The organism is Saccharopolyspora sp. NPDC002578, assembly GCF_053592695.1.
Map to the genome: position 1 here is coordinate 13,571 of NZ_JBSFWJ010000070.1, position 20,976 is coordinate 34,546.

At 71.3% G+C, this 20,976-nt stretch carries 16 protein-coding genes; 9 read left to right on the forward strand and 7 right to left on the reverse strand.

The genetic code is table 11. The features are described 5' to 3' along the window. Positions 1 to 51: 51 nt before the first annotated feature. The gene (locus ACWD38_RS24995) at positions 52 to 375 is read right to left on the reverse strand and encodes a CU044_2847 family protein (protein ID WP_450125026.1); all 324 of its coding nucleotides are present in this window, start codon (positions 373 to 375) and stop codon (positions 52 to 54) included. Between the two features lie 94 nt (positions 376 to 469). Beyond that, the gene (dctA, locus tag ACWD38_RS25000) at positions 470 to 1,861 is read right to left on the reverse strand and encodes a C4-dicarboxylate transporter DctA (protein WP_450125027.1); all 1,392 of its coding nucleotides are present in this window, start codon (positions 1,859 to 1,861) and stop codon (positions 470 to 472) included. A gap of 98 nt (positions 1,862 to 1,959) precedes the next feature. Here dctA and ACWD38_RS25005 point away from each other — a divergent pair, with 98 nt between their 5' ends. From ACWD38_RS25005 to ACWD38_RS25030, 6 genes are all read left to right on the forward strand, one after another. Next, positions 1,960 to 2,922 (forward strand): LysR family transcriptional regulator, encoded by a 963-nt coding sequence (locus ACWD38_RS25005; protein WP_246456734.1) that lies wholly within the window; start codon positions 1,960 to 1,962, stop codon positions 2,920 to 2,922. Positions 2,923 to 3,022: 100 nt separating this feature from the next. Then, positions 3,023 to 4,114 (forward strand): tartrate dehydrogenase, encoded by a 1,092-nt coding sequence (locus tag ACWD38_RS25010; RefSeq protein WP_184478740.1) that lies wholly within the window; start codon positions 3,023 to 3,025, stop codon positions 4,112 to 4,114. 608 nt (positions 4,115 to 4,722) lie between these two features. Further along, positions 4,723 to 6,546: a multicopper oxidase family protein gene (locus tag ACWD38_RS25015; protein ID WP_184478741.1), complete on the forward strand. Its 1,824-nt coding sequence runs from the start codon at positions 4,723 to 4,725 to the stop codon at positions 6,544 to 6,546. 454 nt (positions 6,547 to 7,000) lie between these two features. Further along, positions 7,001 to 7,840 (forward strand): ABC transporter ATP-binding protein, encoded by an 840-nt coding sequence (locus ACWD38_RS25020; protein ID WP_450125028.1) that lies wholly within the window; start codon positions 7,001 to 7,003, stop codon positions 7,838 to 7,840. Between the two features lie 38 nt (positions 7,841 to 7,878). Then, the gene (locus ACWD38_RS25025) at positions 7,879 to 8,853 is read left to right on the forward strand and encodes an ABC transporter substrate-binding protein (RefSeq protein ID WP_450125029.1); all 975 of its coding nucleotides are present in this window, start codon (positions 7,879 to 7,881) and stop codon (positions 8,851 to 8,853) included. Between the two features lie 7 nt (positions 8,854 to 8,860). Beyond that, complete coding sequence (locus tag ACWD38_RS25030; protein WP_450125030.1) at positions 8,861 to 10,945, forward strand: iron ABC transporter permease; 2,085 nt, start codon at positions 8,861 to 8,863, stop codon at positions 10,943 to 10,945. A gap of 472 nt (positions 10,946 to 11,417) precedes the next feature. Here the strand turns inward: ACWD38_RS25030 and lexA are convergent, their stop codons facing one another. The 5 genes from lexA to ACWD38_RS25055 form a co-directional block, all read right to left on the reverse strand. After that, a complete protein-coding gene (gene lexA / locus ACWD38_RS25035) occupies positions 11,418 to 12,080 on the reverse strand; it encodes a transcriptional repressor LexA (RefSeq protein ID WP_184478744.1) in 663 nt (220 codons plus the stop codon). 145 nt (positions 12,081 to 12,225) lie between these two features. Beyond that, positions 12,226 to 13,410: an NAD(P)/FAD-dependent oxidoreductase gene (locus ACWD38_RS25040; protein WP_343071327.1), complete on the reverse strand. Its 1,185-nt coding sequence runs from the start codon at positions 13,408 to 13,410 to the stop codon at positions 12,226 to 12,228. Continuing rightward, entirely contained in the window at positions 13,407 to 13,607 is a 201-nt protein-coding gene (locus ACWD38_RS25045; RefSeq protein WP_184478745.1) for a ferredoxin, read from the reverse strand. Before ACWD38_RS25045 ends, ACWD38_RS25040 begins: the two co-directional genes overlap by 4 nt. Before the next feature lie 57 nt (positions 13,608 to 13,664). Beyond that, positions 13,665 to 14,315 (reverse strand): TetR family transcriptional regulator, encoded by a 651-nt coding sequence (locus tag ACWD38_RS25050; RefSeq protein ID WP_184478746.1) that lies wholly within the window; start codon positions 14,313 to 14,315, stop codon positions 13,665 to 13,667. After that, positions 14,312 to 15,529 carry a cytochrome P450 gene (locus ACWD38_RS25055; RefSeq protein WP_184478747.1) on the reverse strand — a complete coding sequence of 406 codons (1,218 nt, stop codon included), beginning with the start codon at positions 15,527 to 15,529 and terminating at the stop codon, positions 14,312 to 14,314. The genes ACWD38_RS25050 and ACWD38_RS25055 overlap by 4 nt, the downstream gene beginning before the upstream one ends. Positions 15,530 to 15,718: 189 nt before the next feature. On the opposite strand from ACWD38_RS25055, the gene ACWD38_RS25060 reads away from it, so the two are divergent. The 3 genes from ACWD38_RS25060 (at position 15,719) to ACWD38_RS25070 (ending at position 20,824) form a co-directional block, all read left to right on the forward strand. Further along, positions 15,719 to 17,143 (forward strand): MFS transporter, encoded by a 1,425-nt coding sequence (locus ACWD38_RS25060; protein ID WP_450125031.1) that lies wholly within the window; start codon positions 15,719 to 15,721, stop codon positions 17,141 to 17,143. A 265-nt stretch (positions 17,144 to 17,408) separates the two neighbouring features. Next, positions 17,409 to 19,241, forward strand: a complete 1,833-nt coding sequence (locus ACWD38_RS25065) for a flavin-containing monooxygenase (RefSeq protein ID WP_184478749.1) — start codon at positions 17,409 to 17,411, stop codon at positions 19,239 to 19,241. Then, positions 19,238 to 20,824: a hypothetical protein gene (locus ACWD38_RS25070; protein ID WP_450125032.1), complete on the forward strand. Its 1,587-nt coding sequence runs from the start codon at positions 19,238 to 19,240 to the stop codon at positions 20,822 to 20,824. Before ACWD38_RS25065 ends, ACWD38_RS25070 begins: the two co-directional genes overlap by 4 nt. The last annotated feature ends 152 nt before the right edge of the window (positions 20,825 to 20,976 follow it).

Consider the following 20,976-nt stretch of genomic DNA (forward strand, 5'->3'; position numbering starts at 1 on the left):
GGGCCGAGCTCGGCGGCGCAGCCGTCCTCGTCCAGGATCTCCGATCGGGAATCACTTCTCCGGCTTGACGTCGTTCCACTCGATGGTCACGTTGAAGTTGGCCTCACCGGAGGACTTCGCGACCGCGAGGCTCGCCTCCCCGGTCACCTTGATGCCGAACTGCACGTTCACCTTCGACGGCGGCTGCTCCATCGCGCGGAGTTCGCCGAGCACCGCTTCGGCGGCGGACCGGATGTTTCCCATCGCCTTCTGCACGGTCTCGGAGGCCTGCACGACCTTGCCGCCACCGCCGACCGGGATCGAGCCCTGCCCGTCGGTCGATTCGATGAGCAGTTCGCCGCCGTTCTCCAACGGCATCCTGACCAGATCCGACATCCCGCTGCCCCCGAGCTCACGACATTGACGACGTGATCGAACCTAGCCGAACAGCGGCCCCCGCAGGGGAGGTTTCGAGAACTTCCGTCGAGGTTCAGGACGCGGTCGCCTCGGGGGCGGGTTTCCCCACTTCCGGGCCGGTCGAATCGGACGTCGCGGACTCGTCGGCGGCGACCGCGCGGTCGGCGGAGGAGCGGTCGGCCAGGACCCGGCGGGCCCGGGCGAGGTCGAGGTCGCCGTCCCACTTCGCGATGGCCAGCGTCGCCACCGCGTTGCCGTAGAAGTTCACCAGCGCACGGCACTCGGACATGAACTTGTCGATGCCGAAGATCAGCATGATGCCCGCTGCGGGCACGGTGCCGAGGGTGGACAGCGTCGCGGTCAGCGCGATGAAACCGCCCCCGGCGACGCCCGCCGCTCCCTTGGAGGTGAGCAGCATGACCGCGAGCAGTCCCAGCTGCTGGCCGACGCTCAGCGGGGTGTCGGTGGCCTGGGCGATGTAGAGGGTCGCCAGCGACAGGTAGATCGCGGCGCCGTCGAGGTTGAAGCTGTACCCGGTCGGCACGACCAGCCCGACCGTGGCGCGATCGGCGCCCAGGAACGTCATCTTGCGCATCAGCCCCGGCAGCGCGGGTTCGGCGGTGGAGGTGCCGAGGACGAGGAAGAACTCCTCCTTGAGGTAGCGCAGCAGCTGGAAGATGTTGAGCCGGACGTAGGCGGCGAGGAACCCGCCGAGCACGACCACGACGAACACGATCGACGTCGCGTAGAACAGGACGATCAACGAGCCGAGGCTGCTCAACGTGGACAGCCCGAACGCGCCCACCGCGTAGGCCATCGCGCCGAACGCGCCGAGCGGCGCGGCCTTCATGACGAAGCCCAGCACCGCGAACACGACCGCGGTGCAGCGGTTGACGCCCGCGATGAGCGGTTCGCCGACGGCGCCGACCGCCTTGATCGCGATCCCGAACAGCACCGCGAGGAAGATGATCTGCAGGATGTCGCCCTCGACGAACGCGCCGAAGAAGCTCTCCGGGACGAGCTGGGTGAACATCTCCCACCAGTGCCGCGCCTCGCCCTGCTCCACGTACTGCTGGGCCGACCCGGAGGTCCGCATCGTCGCGGGATCGGCGTGCACGCCCTCGCCCAAGCGGAAGAGGTTCATCGCCACGAGACCCATGGTCATCGCCGCGATGGTGCCGATCTGGAAGTAGGTGAGGGCCTTCAGACCGGTGACGCCGACCTTCTTGAGATCGGCGACGTTCGCGATGCCGCCGATGATCGTGAGGAAGACGATCGGCCCGATGAGCATCTTCATCGCCGTGATGAAGGTGCTGCCGATGGGCTCCATCGCCTCGCCGAGGTCGGGCCACCGCCAGCCGACGAGGATCCCGACGGCGATGGCGACGAGCACCTGCACGTACAGCTGCCGGTACCAGCGCTTGCGCTTCGGCCTGCCGTCGCCGTCTTGCGGCACCCCGCCCATGAATCCTCCTTGATCCCGGGAAACGTGGGCACCACGGTGACCCGGCGGGAGCGGCGGCGTCCAAGAGTATGTTGCTAACCGACTCATAGGTTCTTCCGATGAAACGCCCGTCACCTGGGGGTACGGGCGCCCGGCTGGAGGTCGCGCCGATGGACGCCCGGCGGCTGGAGTACTTCCTGGCGGTGGTCGACCACGGCGGGTTCGGCCGGGCGGCGGAGGCGCTGCACCTGGCGCAACCCTCGCTGTCGCAAGGGATCGCGGGCTTGGAGCGGGAGCTCGGCGTGCCGCTGTTCCACCGGGTGGGGCGCGGCGTGGTCCTCAGCGACGCGGGTTCCGAGCTCGTGGGTCCGGCCCGCCAGGTCCTGCGCGACCTGCGGTCGGCCCGTTCGGCGGTGGACTCGGTGAAGGGCCTGCTGCGGGGCCGGGTCGAGATCGCCACGATGCCCTCGCCCGGGGTGGAACCGCTGGGCGCGCTGACCCGCGCGTTCTGCGAGCGCCACCCCGGCGTCACCGTCGGGGCGGAGGCCGCGTTCACCCCGGACGAGGTGGTTCAGCAGATCAAGAACGGCTCCTGCGAGCTCGGGCTGATCGGAGCGCCCGAGGTGCCGAACCCACCCGGCGTGGAGGTGCGGGAACTGGAGGCGCAGGAGTTCTACCTGGTCGGCGACACCGGCCTCGACCTGCCCGCGGACGAGCCGGTCCGCCCCGCCGACCTCGCCGGCGTGCGGCTGATCGCCTCGCCGCCGGGCAGCCTGATGCGCCGGATCGTCGACGACGTGCTCGCCGCCGGAGTGGACGTGCGCATCGCCGCGGAGGTCGCGCACCGGACGTCGGTGCTGCCGCTGGTGCTGCAGGGCGTCGGCTCGGCGGTGCTGCCCGCGGGGTGGGTGCCGCTGGCGCGCCGGGCGGGTGCCCGGATCGCCCGCATCGACCACCCGGCGCAGCTGCGCGTGTCGCTGGTCGGCCGCGCGGCCCCGCTGACCCCGGCCGCGAGCGCGTTCCGCGCCGTGGCGCGGGAACACCGGCCCGTGGACTACCTGGCCTCCGGCGAGCCCGGATAGGCGGTGCCTATGAGTCGGATCGCGAACGCGTGTTGGACGGTCCGCGCACCGGCGGGCTTGACTCGACGCGGCACGGACCACCGACACGGGAGCCGCATCGATGTCAGCACCGACCACCTACAAGATCGCCGCCATCCCCGCCGACGGCGTGGGCGCCGAGGTCGTGGCCGCCGGGCGCACCGTCCTCGACGCGATGGCGGCGGCCTCCGGCGGGACGTTCGCCTTCGACTGGACCGAATTCCCCTGGAGCTGCGAGTACTACACCCGCACCGGCCGGATGATGGCCGAGGACGGCCTCGACGTCCTCCGCGACTTCGACGCGATCTACTTCGGCGCCGTCGGCTGGCCGTCGGTCCCGGACCACATCAGCCTGTGGGGGCTGCGGCTGAAGATCTGCCAGAACTTCGACCAGTGGGCCAACATCCGGCCGGTCCACTTCCACCCCGGCATCACCTCCCCGTTGCGCAAGGCCGACGACGCCGACCTGGACTGGGTCGTGGTCCGGGAGAACAGCGAAGGCGAGTACGCGGGCCTCGGCGGGCGGAACCTCTCCGGCCGGGGCGAGGGCAACGAGGTCGCGCTGCAGACCGCGCTGTTCACCGAACGCGGCTGCGAGCGCATCATCCGGTTCGCCTTCGACCTGGCGCGCGAGCGCCCGCGCAAGAAGGTGTCCTCGGTGACCAAGAGCAACGCCCAGCAGTTCGGCATGGTGCTGTGGGACGAGACCTTCACCCGCGTCGCGCGGGACTACCCCGACGTCGAGACCGAGAGCGTGCTGGTCGACGCGATGGCGGCCAAGTTCGTGCTCAAGCCCGAGGACCTGTCGGTCGTGGTGGCCTCGAACCTCAACGCCGACATCCTGTCCGACCTCGGTTCCGCCCTGGCGGGCAGCCTGGGGCTCGCGGCCAGCGCGAACCTCAACCCGGACCGCCGGTTCCCGTCGATGTTCGAGCCGGTGCACGGTTCCGCGCCGGACATCGCCGGCCGGGGCCTGGCGAATCCGGCGGGCGCCATCGGGAGCGCGGCCCTCATGCTCGACCACTTCGGGCTGCAAGCCGAGGCGGCCCGGCTCAACGCCGCCATCGAGGCCACGGCCGCCGCGGGCGTCCTCACACCAGACGTAGGCGGAAACGCGAAAACGGACGAGGTCACTGAAGCCGTTTTGGGGGTCCTTTCGGAATGGCCTGCGTAGGGGTTGGGTGGCGGAACCTCAGCGGGATTCTCGCTGGGGGATCTTTCTCCCAAGTGGCTCCGCCACGAGGGAAAAGCCGTCCTCGCGAGGAAGCAGCTGAGAACCCGCGGGGGGTCTTCTTGCTCAAGCTGGTCACTGCTCAGCGGCTTCGCCGCGGACAGGACAACGAGCAAAAGATCGCTCTGATCGGACGTTTTGGAGTGCTTCGGGCGTTGAGGCCCCTCTCCGGGGCGCTAGCGGGGCGTGAGCCCGGCTCCGCCGTCGCGAGCCGACCGGAGATGATCTCGTTGCGGTGCTGTGGTTTTCCCCTCGCGTTCGAGGAGTCCGAGTGCAGTCGCTTCGGTCCGGGCGTCCGCGTGATCGACTCCCGTTCGAGTGATCGTGATGGCGCGGGCGGGTGATCGATGCGCCGAATCCCTTGTGCGATCGGCGAATTCGGCTGTCCACTGGAGCCTCGGTGGGCGTGCTCTCGGCCGTCCGCCCAGCAGGACGGGAGCCGTCGCCGCAGGGGGTTGCGCGCGGCGGTCGCGTCACCGCACGCCCGGCCGAGAACACGTTTTCGGGTCGTGCGCTGGGGATTCTCGAAGCGCGAAGTGGGGGACCAGCGCATGGCGGAATTGTCGGCACGGCCCGCGGTGGCCGAACGGGTGGACGGCGGGCCGACGTTCGGCCTGACGAAGTTCCTGGACCCGCTCCCGGTGCCGCCCGTGCGGCGCCCGCGCGGACGCGGCGCCGAACTGGAAGTGCGCGCCGTCACGACCCGGCGCCGGCTGCACGGTCAACTTCCGGAAACCGTGCTGTGGGCCTACGACGGGCACTTCCCCGGGCCCACCATCGAAGTCGAGCGGAACCAGCGGCTGCGGGTGTCCTGGACCAACGACGTCACCGGCACCATGCCGCTCGTCGCGGTCCGGGTGCCGCTGGCGCCCGCCGGAACCCCGCCCGCCGAGCTGTCGTCGAACAATCCCGGCTATCCGCGCAACGCGGACGGGAGCCCAGCCGACGGCGCCGCCCACATCGAAGGCGTCCCGGACGTGCCCGCCTGGCTGGTCACGCACCTGCACGGCGCCGACGCGAACGGCGGCAGCGACGGCTGGGCGCACAACGCCGTGCTGCGCGGCCATTCCCAGCTCGCCGAATACCCGAACCGGCAACCCGCCGCGAGCCTCTGGTACCACGACCACGGCATGGCCATCACCCGCTGGAACGTCCACGCAGGACTGTTCGGCGCGTACCGGATCCGCGACGAACGCGAACGAGCGCTCGGGCTGCCCGACGACCACGACATCCCGCTGCTGATCTGCGACCGCAACCTCGACACGGACACCGACGGCGACCTGACCGGGCAACTGCTGTTCAAGGTCGACGCGATCGGCACCGCACTGGTGCCGTTCATCGGGCCGTTCACCCTCGTCAACGGCGTCATCTGGCCGCACCTGGACGTCGACCGGGACACCTACCGGTTCCGGCTGGCGAACACCTCCAACGCCCGGTTCTACCGGCTGAACCTCATCAACGAGGACGGCGGCTCCGAGAACGACGCCGTGCGCGTGATCGGCACCGACGGCGGGCTGCTGCCCCGCCCGGTCCCGCTTCCCGAAGCAGGGCTGGTGCTGGCACCGGCGGAACGCGTCGACCTCGCCATCGACTTCGGCCGGGACGACTTCCGCGGACGTGCGCTGCGGCTGACCAACACCGAGCCGAACGCCGCCCTCGAACCCGACATCGTGCAGTTCCGGGTGCGCGGCCGCCCCGACCGCGGTGCGACCCGCCTGCCCGAGTCGCTGCCCGCCGAACCGCTCCGGCTCGCGCACGTGCCCGACGAGCACGACCAGGTGTGGATCGCCCTGGTGCCACCCGGCACGGCGGGCATGGCGCACCCGCAGATGTGGGAACTGCGGGAGCTCGACGGCGACATCCCCCCGCTGCCCGCGGAGAACCTCATCCAGGTCACCGACCCGCGCACCGGGCGGACCAGGACGTTCCAACAGGTCGCGTCGCTGTTCGACGACACCGTGAGCATCTTCGTCAAGCACGACAGCACCGTGGAGTGGAACTTCATCCACTTCGGCGGCCCGGCGCACCCCATGCACATCCACCTGGTGCAGTTCCAAGTCGCCGCCCGCCGCGGCTTCACCCCGGACTTCGACGTGGCGCTCGGCGGCACCACCACACCCGCCGCCGGATTCACCGACATCCCGCTGGAACAGCACGAACGCGGCCGGAAGGACACCATCGCCGTCGCCGCCGGCGAATGGGTCAGCGTGCTCGGCCGCTTCGGCGAATCGACCGGCCAGTTCATGTACCACTGCCACATCCTCGACCACGAAGACGAAGGCATGATGCGCCCCTTCGTCGTCCACCCCGCCGAAGTAGCCGATTTCCACCCCCACAGAGGAGGCCACGGCCACGAGTCTTATCGGGGGGTTTGACGGCTCGTTTTGCTCGGGTGGTCGGGTGGCGGGTTCTCAGCGGGCTTCTCGCTGCGGGATCTTTTCCCAAGTGGCTCCGCCACGAGGGAAAAGCCGTCCTCGCGAGAAGCCCGCTGAGAACCCGCCGGTGGTCACCTTTTGGACGTGGGCTATGTGCTTCGCACATACAGGCACGGCTTCGCCGCAATGCAGGCTTGCTTCGCAGCCCAAGGCACGGCTACGCCGCAAAAGCACGGTCTTTGGGCCCAACGCATGGTTTCGTCGTAGAACGGGCGGGCCGTGGGGGCTGGTTTCGGCTTGTGGGGGTGTGCTGTTTTCGGGGTTCGCGGGGTTGTTTGGGGGTGGGGGTTTGCTTGGGGGCGGGTGGTGATCGGGGGGTTGCTGGGGGTGGTTGTCGGGATTGTGCTGGTTGACACTCTTGTGGGTTAGGTAAGGCTGTCTTTAGTGTACGGCTGTGCCTTTGACTTCTTCGCCGTCCGCTGCCGGGGTGCGCGCCCGTGAGATCGACGTCGCCTACGGGCGGGACGTCGTGGTGCGCGCGGCGTCGATCTCGCTCGACGCGGGTGCGGTCACCGCGTTGATCGGGCCGAACGGCAGCGGGAAGTCGACCTTGCTGCGCGCCCTCGCCAGGCTGCACCCGCCGGTCGCGGGCGAGGTCGCCTTCGCCGACGGCGCCGAACTGCGGGCGCTGTCCGGCAAAGAGCTCGCCCGCCGGATCACGCTGCTGTCGCAGCAGCGGACGGCGCCGGGCGGGCTGAGCGTGCGCGAACTCGTCGAATTCGGGCGCCACCCCCACCGGTCCCGCTGGGGCGGGCGCGACCCGGAAGGCCCCGCCGCCGTGGAACGGGCGATGGCGCTGACCGGGCTCACCGCGATCGCCGACCGGCCGGTGCAGGCCCTCTCCGGTGGGCAGGCGCAGCGGGTGTGGCTGGCGAGCTGCCTGGCGCAGGACACCGAACTTCTGCTGCTCGACGAGCCGACCACCTTCCTCGACCTGCGCTACCAGGTGGAGATCCTCGACGTGATCCGCGACCTCGCCGATCAGCACGGCGTCGGCGTCGGAGTCGTGCTGCACGACCTCGACCAGGCCGCCGCCATCGCCGATCAGCTGCTGCTGCTCGAAGACGGCAGCGTCACCGCGGAAGGCGCCCCGCGCGACGTGCTCACCTCGGCGCACCTCACCCGCGCCTACGGCATCCAGGTGGACGTGGAGACCGACCCGGCGGACGGGCGCATCCGCACCCGCGCCGTCGGCCGGTTCAACTCCTCCGGCGTCCGCATCCCATCGGCTTGATCGGCGTCGCCGGTCACCACTCCCCAGGCAGGAGAGACATGCGCAGCACCCGTGTGATCATCGGGTTGTCCGCGGTCGTCGCGCTGTTCGCGGCAGGCTGCGGCACCACCGAGCAGGCAGGTGGCGCCGACGCGCCCGCGAACGGCGGCGAGCCGATCACGATCGTCGACTCCCGCGGCAAGGAGGTCACGCTCGACGGACCGGCCCGACGGGTCGCGGCCACCGAGTGGAACGGCACCGAGGCACTCGTGTCGCTCGGCGTGACGCCCGTCGGAGTGTCCGATGTGGATGGTTATGGTGAGTGGGTGAGCGCGGCTCCGCTGGACGGGACCTCCACCGACATCGGCACTCGGGGCGAGCCGAGCATCGACGCGCTGAGCTCGCTGGACCTGGACCTGGTCGTCGTCACCGACAGCCTGACCGAAGGCGCGCTGGAGCAGGTCGAGCAGGTGGCGCCGGTGATCGTCATCAAGGGCGGCGACGCGAAGGACTCCATCGGCTCCATGTTCCGGAACGTGGACATGATCGCCGAGGCCACCGGCACCGAGGACCAGGCGGCGCAGCTGCGGTCCGAGTTCGACGCGAAGATCGCCGAAGGACGCGCCGCCGTGGAACGGGCGGGTGCGCTCGGCGAGCAGGTCGCGTTCTCCGACGCCTACGTGACCTCGGGTGCGGTGAGCATCCGGCCGTTCGCCAAGGGCTCGCTGGTGTCCGACGTGTTCGAACGCATCGGCCTGCGCAACGCGTGGCCGATGGCGGGCGACCCGGCCTACGGGCTCGCGCGGGCCGACGTGGAGGGCTTGACCGCGCTGCCCGACGTGCGGTTCTGGTACGGGGCCAGCGCCCAGAGCGACCCGTACGCGGACGAGCTGAAGGGCAACGCGATCTGGGAGGGCCTGCCGTTCGTGCGCGGCGGCGAGGTGCACCGCTTCCCCGACTCGCTGTGGATGTTCGGCGGCCCCCGCTCCATGGCGCAGTACGTCGACGCCGCCGTCGCCGCGCTGAAGGCGTAACCGCGCGGTGAACGGTGGTAAGACCCTGATCCGACCGCCCGCCGCTCCGGCCGCACCGGTGCGCCGGAGCGCGCGGCTGGTGCTCCTGGTGCTCGTGCTGGGCGCGCTCGTCGTGCTGGGCTCCGCGGTGCACCTCACCCAGGGGACCGCCTCGGTGGACGTCGTCGGCGTGCTGCGCTGGATGTTCGGCGGCGGCACCGACGCGGCTGCGGCGGTCGTCGTCGAGTCCAGGCTGCCGCGACTGCTGACGGCGCTGCTGGTGGGGACGTCGCTGGGCGTGGCGGGCTCGGTGCTGCAATCGGTGGCGCGCAACGTGATGGCGTCCCCGGACACGCTCGCCGTGGACGCCGGGGCGCACCTGGCGATCGTCGCCGTCGCCGCCTTCGGCGCCTCGCTGCCGCTGCTGGGGACGACGGGCATCGCGTTCGCCGGAGGGCTGGGCGCGGCGCTGCTGGTGATCTCGCTGTCCGGGCTCGGCGGCACCGGCATCGTGCGGCTGGTGCTGGCGGGCACCGCGACCGCGTTCGCGATGATGTCGCTGACGCGGATTCTGCTGCTGCTGTTCGACCAGGAGACCCGCGGGCTGTTCGCGTGGGGGTCCGGATCGCTGGGACAGACCGGGCTCGACGGGGTGCGGACGCTGGCGCCGGTGATCGGCGTCGCGGTCGTGGCGCTGCTCGCGATCGCCCGGCGGCTCGACCTGGTCCACCTGGGCGATGACCACGCGCGAAGCCTCGGCGTCCACGTGGGGCGGATCCGGTTCGCCTCGATCGCGCTGGCGGTGCTGCTGGCGGCGTCGGCGGTGACCCTGGCGGGCCCGGTCGGCTTCATCGGGCTGGCCGCGCCCGCGCTGGTGCGGCTGCTGGCGAACCAGGTGCCCGGCCTGCACCGGCACGCGGCGCTGATCCCGATCGCCGGGGCGACCGGCGTGGTGCTGCTGCTGGCGGCGGACGTGCTGCTGCGCGCCATGATCGGAGCGCAAGGAGCCCTGGAGGTCCCCACCGGTGTCGCCACGACCCTGCTCGGCGCGGTCTTCCTGATGGTGCTGTGCCGCAACATCCGCGTCACCACCACCTCGGCGGAACCGCCCGCCGCCGGTGTCCGCGGCGGGGTCACCGTCCTGCGCCACCGGCTCGTCGTCGGTGGGCTGGTGCTCGCGACAGCCGGGGTGGTGACGGGATCGGTGCTGCTCGGCGACACCTTGCTGCTGCTGGGCGACCTGGCGAACTGGGTGACCGGACAGGCCGGGCCGATGGTCACCGGCGTGATGGCGAACCGGGTGCCGCGCGTCGTCGCCGCATTGCTGGCCGGAGCCGCGCTGGCGCTGGCCGGTGCGGTGATCCAAGCGGTGGCGCGCAACCCGCTGGCCGACCCGGGCATCATCGGCGTCGCCGGCGGAGCGGGCGTCGGCGCGGTCACCGTGATCACGCTGTGGTCCGGAGCGGGCTTCTGGATCCAGGCGAGCGGAGCGGGCGTCGGCGCCGCCGTGGCGACCGCCGTGGTGTTCGCGATGGCGGCGAAGGGCGGTTTCGCGGGGCAGCGCCTGGTGCTGATCGGCTTCGGAGCGCAAGCGGGCACCCAGGCGCTGGTGACGTTGCTGATCACGCTGTCCGACCCGTGGAACGAGACGAAGGCGCTGACCTGGCTGGGCGGCTCGACGTACGGACGGACCTACGAGCACCTGGTGCCGATGGCGCTGGCGATGCTGGTGCTCATCCCGGTCCTGATCCGGGCCCGCGGCGAACTGGACCTCCTGTCGGTGGACGACGAGACGCCGCGCGTGCTGGGCGTGCCGGTGCCGAAGGCGCGGCTGCTGCTGCTCGCGTGCGCGGTCCTGCTCACCGGCACCGCCGTGGCAGGAGTGGGAGTGCTCGCGTTCGTCGGGCTCGTCGCTCCGCACGCGGCGCGCGCGATCGTGGGCAGGCGGCACTCCCGCGTGCTCCCGGTGGCCGCGCTGCTCGGCGGCATCCTGGTGTGCGCGGCCGACACCCTGGGACGCACCGTCATCGCCCCGGACCAGCTCCCGGCGGGCCTGATGACGGCCCTGATCGGAGCCCCGTACTTCACCTGGCTACTCTCCCGAAACCGCTAGAGCCTTCCTGTCTCGTGGTTGCTTGGCGTAGGGGTCGGGTGGCGGAACCTCAGCGGGATTCTCGCTGCGGGATCTTTTTCCCAAGTGGCTCCGCCACGAGGGAAAAAGCTGTCCTCGCGAGAATCCCGCTGAGAACCCGCGGCGGTGCCGGTTGCGAGGGTGGTCACTGCTCAGCGGCTTCGCCGCTGACAGGAAAAGGATCACTGCTCGTTGTGAGAGCGGCGGTGTGGGGTGACTGTCTTCGCTCTTGTCTTTCCGGGTGAGCAGTCGGTGGTCGTTGTCTTGTCAGCGGCGGAGCCGCTGAGCGGTGACCGGCTTGAGCAAGCCGACCACCGCCGGGTTCTCAGCGGCTTCCTCGCGAGGACAGCGATTTCGCTGTGTAGGGACCTACATGAGAAATCGATCCCGCAGCGAAGCCGCTGAGGTTCCGCTGCCTGACCAGCTGCTCAAGCCTGGTTGCTCACGGAGGGGATCAGACGCTGCGGAGTACTGAGATCACGGTGCCGAGGATGGTGGCGTGGTCGCCGTCGATGACCTCGTAGGCGGGGTTGCGCGGTTCGAGGTGGACGTGGCCGTTGCGGCGGCGGTAGACCTTCACCGTGGCCTCGTCGTCGAGCAGGGCGGCGACGATCTGCCCGGAGTGCGCCTCCTGCTGCTGGCGCACGATCACGGTGTCGCCGTCGCAGATCGCCGCGTCGATCATGGAGTCGCCGCGCACGCGCAGCGCGAACACGGTGCCGCGCCCGGCGAACTCGCGGGGCAGCCGGAGCGTGTCGTCCACGTGCTCGTCGGCCGCGATGGGCGTCCCGGCGGCGATGTCGCCGACCACGGGCACCGTCACCGAATCCTCGTCCGAGCGCTCGCCCGCGGAGCCGCGCAGGAACGCGCGCACGTCGATGGGCCGGGACACCGTGTCGCCGCGCCGCAGGAAGCCCTTCTCCTCCAGGCTCGCGAGGTGCTTGGACACCGAGGAGGAGGACCGCAGGCCGACGGCCTCGCCGATCTGCTTGGTGCTGGGCGAATACCCGTCGCGGACCACCTGGTCCCGGATCGTCGCCAGGATCCGCTGCTGGCGCAGCGGCAGCGAGGAGGCGTCCAGGTGCTCGAACGGGTCAAGATCGTCGTAGGTGGTCACCCGCCGAATGGTAGTGGTCTACCTGCCGGAACGGATCACCGGCACGCCCGCGCCCGAGGCGATTTCCGAGACGCCTCGCCACCGGTGGAGCCGCCACGACGGGCCACCGCGCGACGCGGAGCCGCCCGTCCCACGCAGGGACTCCTCAGCGCTGCGCGGCGGGGGCGGGGGAGTCGTCGATGATCTCCTGGCGGCGGATCCTGGTCTGCTTGGCCATGTTCCAGCCGAGCACGCCGGTGGTGCGGCCATCGTGGCGGTAGCGCGCCACGAACCGGCCGCCGTCGAGATCACCGTCCACAACGGACACTTCGGCGTCCGGCGGCAGCGTGCCGTGCACCTGGATCTTGACGTCGTGCTGGTCGGTCCAGAAGTAGGGGATCGGCGAGTAGGCCCGGTCCGCGCCGAGGACGTTCGCGGCCACCACGCCCGCCTGCTCGGTGGCGTGGGTGCGGTTCTCCAGGCGCACCTGCGCGCCCAGCCGCTCGTCCCACCACCGGGCCACGTCGCCGACGGCGTACACGCCGGGCGCGGCGCGGCACCGCGAGTCGCAGACCACGCCGTCGTCGAGTTCGAGGCCGCTGCCCGCGAGCCATCCGGTCTCCGGGACGGCTCCGATGGCGACGACGACCACCTCGGCGGGCAGCACTTCGCCGGTGTCCAGGCGCACGCCGGTCACGCGGTGCTCGCCGGTGACGCCGTCGACGCCGGTGCCGAGCCGCAGGTCGACGCCGCGCCCGGAGTGCAGCGCGGCGAGCCTGCCGCTGACCAGCGGGCCGAGCAGACCGGCCATCGGTGCGGGCTGCGGCCCGACCATCGTCACGTCCAAGCCCATCGTCCGGGCGGTCGCGGCGATCTCGGCGCCGAGCACGCCTTCGCCGACCACCACGAGCCGGGAGGCCGCGGCCAGGTCCGCCCGCAGCGCCACCGAGTCCTCCAGGGTGCGCAGCACGTGGACGCCGTCGAGCCCGTCCGCGCCGGGCAGCGTCCGCGGGCGCACGCCGGTGGCCAGCACGACCGCGTCGGCGCTGAGCTCGCGCCCCGAGGCGGTGCGCGCGGTGCGGGTGGCGGCGTCGAAGCCGACCGCCGCGTCCCCGAGCACGAACTCGGCGTCCAGCGCGGCCAGCGCGGAATCCTGCCGCAGCCGCACGCGGTCCGGCTCCCACTCGCCGGCCAGGACCTTCTTCGACAGCGGCGGGCGGTCGTAGGGCAGGTGCCGCTCGGCGCCGAGCACCGTCACCGGGCCCGCGTGACCGCCCCGGCGCAGCGCCTCCGCGGTGGCCAGACCGGCGGCCGAAGCGCCGACCACAAGAACGGAACCGGCAGCGCTCACGACTGCTCGTCGAGGGCGATGGCCGCCGCCGGGCACATGTTCGCGGCCTCGCGCACGCTCTCGTGCAGGTCGGCGGTGGGCTGGACGTCGAGCAGCACCACGACGCCGTCGTCCTCGCGCTGGTCGAACACGTCGGGCGCGACCATCACGCAGGTCCCGGCGCCGCAGCACTTGTCCTCATCGACGGTCACCTTCATGGCGCACTCCTGTTCTCGCTGGGATGTGGTGTTCGGGTCGTTCGCGACGGCGGTGCGTCACGGACGCGTGGTGATGGGAGCCAGCCAGAGCCCGGTGATCGCGTCGATCAGACCGGTCGCGGCGTGTTCCCAGGATTCGCGGGGCGTGGTTCCGCCCTCGGCCAGGGCGCGTTCGCGCTCGGCCACGACGTGCACCATCAGCTGGCGCGTCATGTCGCGGCGCTCCTCCCGCACCTCCTGCGGCAGCTCCGGGAGGCAGCGGTTGAGCTCGGCGGCGGCCTCCGCCAAGGACGGCGAGTTCAGCGATTCCCGCGCCATGATCTCGCGGTAGGCCGGGTCGGTCATCGCCTGCGCGCCGAACCGGCCGAACCAGGTCGGGATGCCGAGATCGGCCAGGTGCCGCGCGTGCGGCAGCACGGTGCACGCCACCCAGTCCCGCACGTCCCGCGATCCGCGGGCGTCGGCGACCATCCGGGCGCGCAGGTGCTCGATCTGCTCGTGGTGCTTGCGGACGATGGCGGCGACCAGCTCGGCCTTCGTGCCGAAGTGGTAGCCGACCGCGGTGTTGTTGCCCTGCCCGGCGGCCTCGCTGACCTGGCGGTTGGACACCGCGGCGACCCCGTGCTCGGCGAACAGCCGCTCGGCGGCCGACAGGATCAGCTCCCGAGTCGCGCTCACCTGCTTGGCCCTCGCCGCGCTCACCGTCACCACCGCACCGGGACTTCGCTGAGCCCGCCGACGACGAGTCCCTCCAGGCGGCGCAGTTCGTCCGCGGGCACGGCGAGTTCCAAGGTGGGGAGCCTGCGCAGCAGGACCTCCAGCGCGACCTGGAGTTCGGTGCGGGCCAGCGACTGGCCCAGGCACGAGTGCGCGCCGGTGCCGAACGCCAGGTGCGGGTTCGGGGTGCGGGTCAGGTCCATGTCGTCGGCGCCGTCGAACGCGGCGTCGTCGCGGTTCGCCGACGCCATGCTGCACATGACGGTGGTGCCGCGCGGCAGTGCGGTTCCGGCGATCTCGACGTCCTCGTAGAGGTAGCGGACCATGCCGAGCCCGGAGTTGGCGTCGAACCGCAGCGCTTCCTCGACGGCGGAGCGGATCAGCGACCGGTCGGCGAGCAGCCGCTCCCAGCGCGAGCGGTCGGACAGCAGCATCGCCACCATCTTCCCGATCATGTTCGCCGTGGTCTCGTGCCCCGCGATCAGCAGTCCGAGCCCGGTGGCGGCCAAGGCGCGGTCGGGCATCCGCTCGCCCTCGGCGTCGGTGGCGGTGATCAGCTCGCTGAGCAGGTCCTCGCCGGGCTGCGCCTTCTTCGCGGCGATGTGCTCGGCCATGTAGGCGAAGAAGTCGGTCTCGGCGGTCTTGAACTCCTGCTCGGAGTACCGCGTGAGGTTCAGGAACATGTCCGACCAGCGGGAGAACCGGTCGCGGTCGGCGGTGGGCACGCCGAGCATGTCGCAGATGACCCAGACCGGGAGGGGGAAGCCGAAGGCGGCCTTGAGGTCGGCGGGCGCGCCACCGGCGACCATGTCGTCGACGAGCCGTTCGGCCATCGCCTCGATCTCGGGGCGCAACGCCGCCATCCGCTTGGCGGTGAACCACCTGTTGAGCAGCCGCCGCCAGCGCTGGTGCGCTTCGCCGCCCTGCGGCAGGGCGGAGGACATCTCGCTGTTGAACAGCCCGCCGGAATCGGTGTCGGAGATGCGGGCCGCGTCGGGTTCGTCGAGCTTGCGCCCGAACCTCGGGTCCGAGAGCACGGTCTTGACGTCGGCGTAGCGGGTCAGCAGCGAGACCTCGTCGCCGCTGGGCAGCTTCGCCCGGGAGACGGGGCACCGATCGCGCAGTTGCGCCCACTCGGCGGGCGGGCCCAGCGCGTCCGGGGCCGGAATCGGGTAGTCCAGCACCCGTTCGTCGGGTCGAGTCACCGTGCGCCTCCTCGTGAGATCGAGCTTGGAGCCAGTTAACCGCAGCTGCTATCGTCAGTCAAGCGACTGCCTTAACTATCGTGCCGGGGTGTCGGAGCGCTCGGCACGAAGGCGCCTCCCGGTGCGGAGGCGCCGCTTCCGCGCCCCGCTCCGCGATGGCACCCGTCCCGATGACAGGAGCTCCACCCGATGACCCACGCCCTCAGCGCGCCGCGGCACGCGGACCGGCCGGGGAACCCACGTCCCAACGTGATCGTTCCGGTGCTGGCCTTCGGCGGCATCACGGTGTCGCTGATGCAGACCCTGGTCGTGCCGCTCGTGCCGACGCTGCCCAAGCTGCTGGGCGCGAGCGCCGCGAACACCGCGTGGGCGATCACCGCCACCCTGCTGGCCGCCGCCGTCGCCACGCCCACCGTCGGCAGGCTCGGCGACATGTACGGCAAGCGGCGGATGCTGCTGATCAGCCTCGTGACGATGGTGGCGGGCTCCGTGCTCTGCGCGCTCGCCCACAGCTTGACGCCGATGGTGATCGGACGGCTCCTGCAAGGGCTGGCGGCGGGCGTGATCCCGCTCGGCATCAGCATCATGCGCGACGAACTGCCCGCCGAACGGCTCGGCGGCGCGACCGCGCTGATGAGCGCCTCCCTCGGCGTCGGCGGCGCGCTCGGCCTGCCCGCCGCCGCGTTCATTGCCGAGAAGTCGGACTGGCACATGCTGTTCTGGGCCGCGGGTGCGCTCGGCCTCGGCGCCGCCGTGCTCGTGAAGGTCCTCGTGCCGGAGTCCGCGGTGCGCACCGGCGGGCGGTTCGACCTGCCGGGGGCCATCGGCCTGTCCATCGCGCTGCTGTGCCTGCTGCTGGCCCTGTCGAAGGGGGCCGAGTGGGGCTGGACCAGCGGGATGACCTCGGGACTGGTGCTCGCGGGCCTCGCGACGCTGCTGGTGTGGGGCTGGTGGGAACTGCGCGCCCGGCAACCGCTGGTCGACCTGCGCACCACCGCGCGCCGCCAGGTGCTGCTGACGAACCTCGCGTCCGTGGTGTTCGGGTTCGCGATGTTCGCGATGTCGCTGGTCATCCCGCAACTGCTGCAGCTGCCCGCCGAAACGGGCTACGGGCTCGGGCAGACCATCCTCGCCGCGGGCCTGGTGATGGCCCCCAACGGGCTGGTCATGATGGCGATGTCCCCGGTCTCCGCGTGGATCTCCCGCACTCGCGGGCCGAAGGTGACGTTGATGGCCGGGGCGCTCGTGGTCGCGTCCGGCTACGGGCTGGGGCTGGTGATGATGTCGGCGATCTGGCAGCTCATGGTCATCTCCTGCATCATCGCCGCCGGCATCGGGCTCGCCTACGGCGCGATGCCCGCGCTGGTGATGGGCGCCGTACCGGTGTCGGAGACGGCCGCCGCGAACAGCCTCAACACGTTGATGCGCTCCATCGGCACCTCGGTCTCCAGCGCGACCGCGGGCGTGGTGCTGGCGAACCTCACCATCCAGGTCGGCGGCGCGGCGGTGCCCGCCCTGAGCGGTTTCCAGGTCGTGCTGGCCATCGGGGCGGCGTCCTCCCTGCTCGCCTTCGGCGTCGCAGCCTTCCTCCCCGGCCGCGAGGAAACAGCCTGATGAGCCTTCAAGGCAGGAACCCGACATTCCAGGTGAGCAGCGTCCTTGATCGTTGTCTTGTCAGTGGCGAAGCCGCTGAGCAGTGACCACCAGTGCAACCGGCACCGCCGCGGGTTCTCAGTTGCTTCCTCGCGAGGACGGCTTTTTCCCTCGTGGCGGAGCCAGTCGGGAAAAAGATCCCGCAGCGAGGAAGCAACTGAGGTTCCGCCACCCGACCACCAGAGCAGAACGAGCAACAGGCCATCAAGAAGCGAAAGGGGAGTACATGTCCGCTACTGAGGAGTCCCGGCGCGCGGCGCTCGATCCGGCGGTGCTGGGGTTCGACCCGGACGCGCTGCGGGCGCGCTACCGCGCCGAGCGGGACCGGCGGCTGCGGCCTGACGGGTCGGAGCAGTACCAGGCGACGACCGGCGAGTTCGGGTACTACGCCGACGATCCCCACGTGGAGCCGGGATTCGACCGCGAACCGCTGCACGACCACGTCGAGGTGCTCGTGGTCGGCGGCGGGTTCGGCGGCCTGACAGCCGCGGCGAGGCTCGTCGAGCGCGGGTTCAGCGACGTCCGCGTCGTGGAGAAGGCAGGTGACTTCGGCGGAACCTGGTACTGGAACCGGTATCCGGGCGTGCACTGCGACATCGAATCCTACATCTACCTGCCGCTGCTGGAAGAACTCGGTTCGCTGCCGGATTGGAAGTACTCGCCGGGTTCGGAGATCCGGGGCCACGCGCAGGCCATCGGGCACCACTTCGGGCTCTACGCCAACGCCTGCTTCCAGACCGAGGTCACCGACGTCGAGTGGGACGAGTCCGCCACCCGGTGGACCGTGCGCACCGATCGCGGCGACGTGATGACCGCGCGCTACGTCGTGGTCTCCAGCGGGCCGTTCAGCAGGCCGAAGCTGCCCGGCCTGCCCGGCATCGAGACGTTCCGCGGGCACACCTTCCACACCAGCCGGTGGGACTACGACTACACCGGCGGGGACGCGAACGGCGGCATGCACAAGCTCGCCGACAAGCGCGTCGCGGTGATCGGCACCGGTGCGACGGCCATCCAGTGCGTCCCGCACCTGGGCCAGGACGCCGCGCACCTCTACGTGTTCCAGCGGACTCCGTCCTCAGTGGACGAACGCGGCAACCGGCCGACGGACCGGGAGTGGGCGGCGACGCTGACCCCGGGATGGCAGCGCGAGCGGCGGGAGAACTTCCTGACCCTGGTCACCGGCGGCCACGCCGAGCAAGACCTGGTGGGAGACCGCTGGACCGACAGCGTGCAGACGCTGCGCGCCATCATGCCCAGCGGGGACAACGCGATCCCCGAGGCGGAGACCGACGGCGAGCTGCTGGCGGAACTGGCCGACTTCGCGAAGATGAACTCGATCCGCTCGCGGGTGGAGGACGTCGTCGAGGACCCGGCGACCGCCGAAGCGCTCAAGCCCTGGTACCGCCGCATGTGCAAGCGGCCCACGTTCAGCGACACCTACCTGCCCACGTTCAACCGCCCCAACGTGACCCTGGTCGACACCGGGGGAGCGGGCGTGGAGCGGATCACCGAGCGCGGCCTGGTCTCCGGCGGCGTCGAGTACGAAGTGGACTGCATCGTGTTCGCCACCGGGTTCGACCTCGGGGCCGGCCCGGTCGCGGCGGCGGCGCGCACCGTGCGCGGGCGCGACGGCCGCAGCCTCGCCGAGCACTGGAGCACCGGGCTCAAGACGCTGCACGGGTTCTACAGCCACGGCTTCCCCAACTACTTCCGGCTCGGCGCTTCGCAGAACGCGACGTCGGTGAACTTCGCGCACGTGCTCGACGAGCAGTCCGTGCACGTGGCGGAGGTGATCGCCGCCGCCCGCGACCGCGGTGCCCGCTACGTCGAGCCCAGCGAGCAGGCGGAGGCCGCGTGGGTGGCCACGATCCGCGAGAAGGAGCAGTACAGCAAGGAGTTCTTCGAGCAGTGCACTCCGAGCTACTACAACAACGAGGGCAAACCGCGTCAGCGCAGCGAGTCCTACGGCGGCGGGCCGGTCGAGTTCTACCGGCTGCTGCGAACGTGGCGCGCGGAGACCGGCATGACCGACGTGCTGGTGGAAGGGGACGAGCGGTGAGCCGGTTCGGCGCGGAGCAGATCATCAGCCTGCGGTGGGACGTCCGGCGGGAGAACCCGCCGAACGCGCTGTGGGGGTCCAACGGCGTGGCCTTCGGCCCGGACGGCAGGCTGCACGTCGCGCAGTACCTCGCCGGGCAGATCAGCGCCGTCGACGTCGAATCCGGGGACGTCGAGGTCGTCGTCCCGCTGGACGGCCCGGTGCGCTCGCCGGACGACCTGGCCTTCGGCGCGGACGGCTCGATGTACATCACCGACCTCAACCCCGGCCTGGTGTGGCGGCGCACCCCGGCGGGCGAGTTCAGCGTCGTGGCCGAGGGCCTGCGCTGCCCGAACGGGATCACCTGCGTCGGCGATCGGCTGTTCGTCAACGAGATGTACCAGGACGGCCGCGTCTTCGAGCTCTTCCCCGGAGGCGGAGCGCCAGCGGTGCTCACCGACGGGCTCGCGATGGGCAACGCGATGCAGCTCGGCCCGGACGGGCTGCTGTACTACCCGCACATGATGACCGGCGAGGTCTGGCGGATCTCCCCGGAGGGCGGCACGCCGGAGCTGGTCGCCGAGCAGGTGCACCAGCCGGTCGCGGTGCGCTTCGACCGGGGTGGCGAGCTGGTCGTCGTCTCCCGCGGGGTCGAGGGCATCGTGACCCGGTTCGACGGGAGCGGGTCGCGCTCCCTCACGACGACCGGCATCGCGGGCCTGGACAACGCCGCGTTCGACGACGAGAACCGGATGCTGGTCTCCAGCTTCGCCAGCGGCGGCCTGACCCGGATCGACTTCGACGACCGGCCCCGCCCGATCGTCCCGCGCGGCTTCAGCGGCCCGTTCGACGTCACCGCCGACGAGCGGGGCCGCTGGTACGCCACCGACCACTTCCGCCTCGGCACCGCCACCGGCGAGCTGGGCGGCGAGGCGGGCGGGATGCTCATCTCGGAGTTGGGCGGTTTCGCGCACGGCGTGGTCGCCGACGGCGAGCTGCTGCACCTCACCTCCCAGTTCGGCGACGTCCGCACCTACGACCCGGCGGCGGCCACCGTGCGGGTGCGCGCCACCGGGCTCGCCGAACCGGGCGGGGTCGCGGTCGGCGCGGACGGTGCGCTCGTGGTCGCCGAGACCGGGGCGGGGCGGGTGTCCTCGATCGACCGGGACGACGTGGTGACCGTGCTCGCCGACGGGCTCGACGGGCCGGTGGACGTGGCGGTCGGCGCGGCGGGCGAGTGCTACGTGAGCGATCAGCGCGCCGGTCAGGTGCGGCGACTCTCCGATGACGGCGCGGACCTTGTCGCCGACGGCCTCGCCGAACCCCAGGGGATCACGTGGCGCGACGGTGAGCTGTTCGTGGTCGAGGCGGGGCGGCGCAGGCTCTTGGCGATCGACCCGGGCACCGGCGAACACCGGGTCGAGGCCGAAGAACTCCCGGTCGGGCCGCCACCGGGGAGCAAGCCGACCGAGCGCGTTCCCGTGACGGCGCCCGGAATTCCCGGCCAGCCGCGCGCCTTCGCCGGGATCACCGCCGCCCCGGACGGCTCCCTGCTGCTCGCGGCCGGAGGCGAGGGCACGGTCCTGCGGCTGTCCCGCGGCTGAGCGCCTGTTTGGTCTTGGCTTGAGTAGCTGGTCGTTCAGCGGAACCTCAGCGGCTTCCTCGTTGCGCCCCTGGCCGGTGTGGCAGTTTTTTCCCGAGTGGCTCCGCCACGAGGGAAAAAGCTGTCCTCGCGAGGAATCCGCTGAGAACCCGC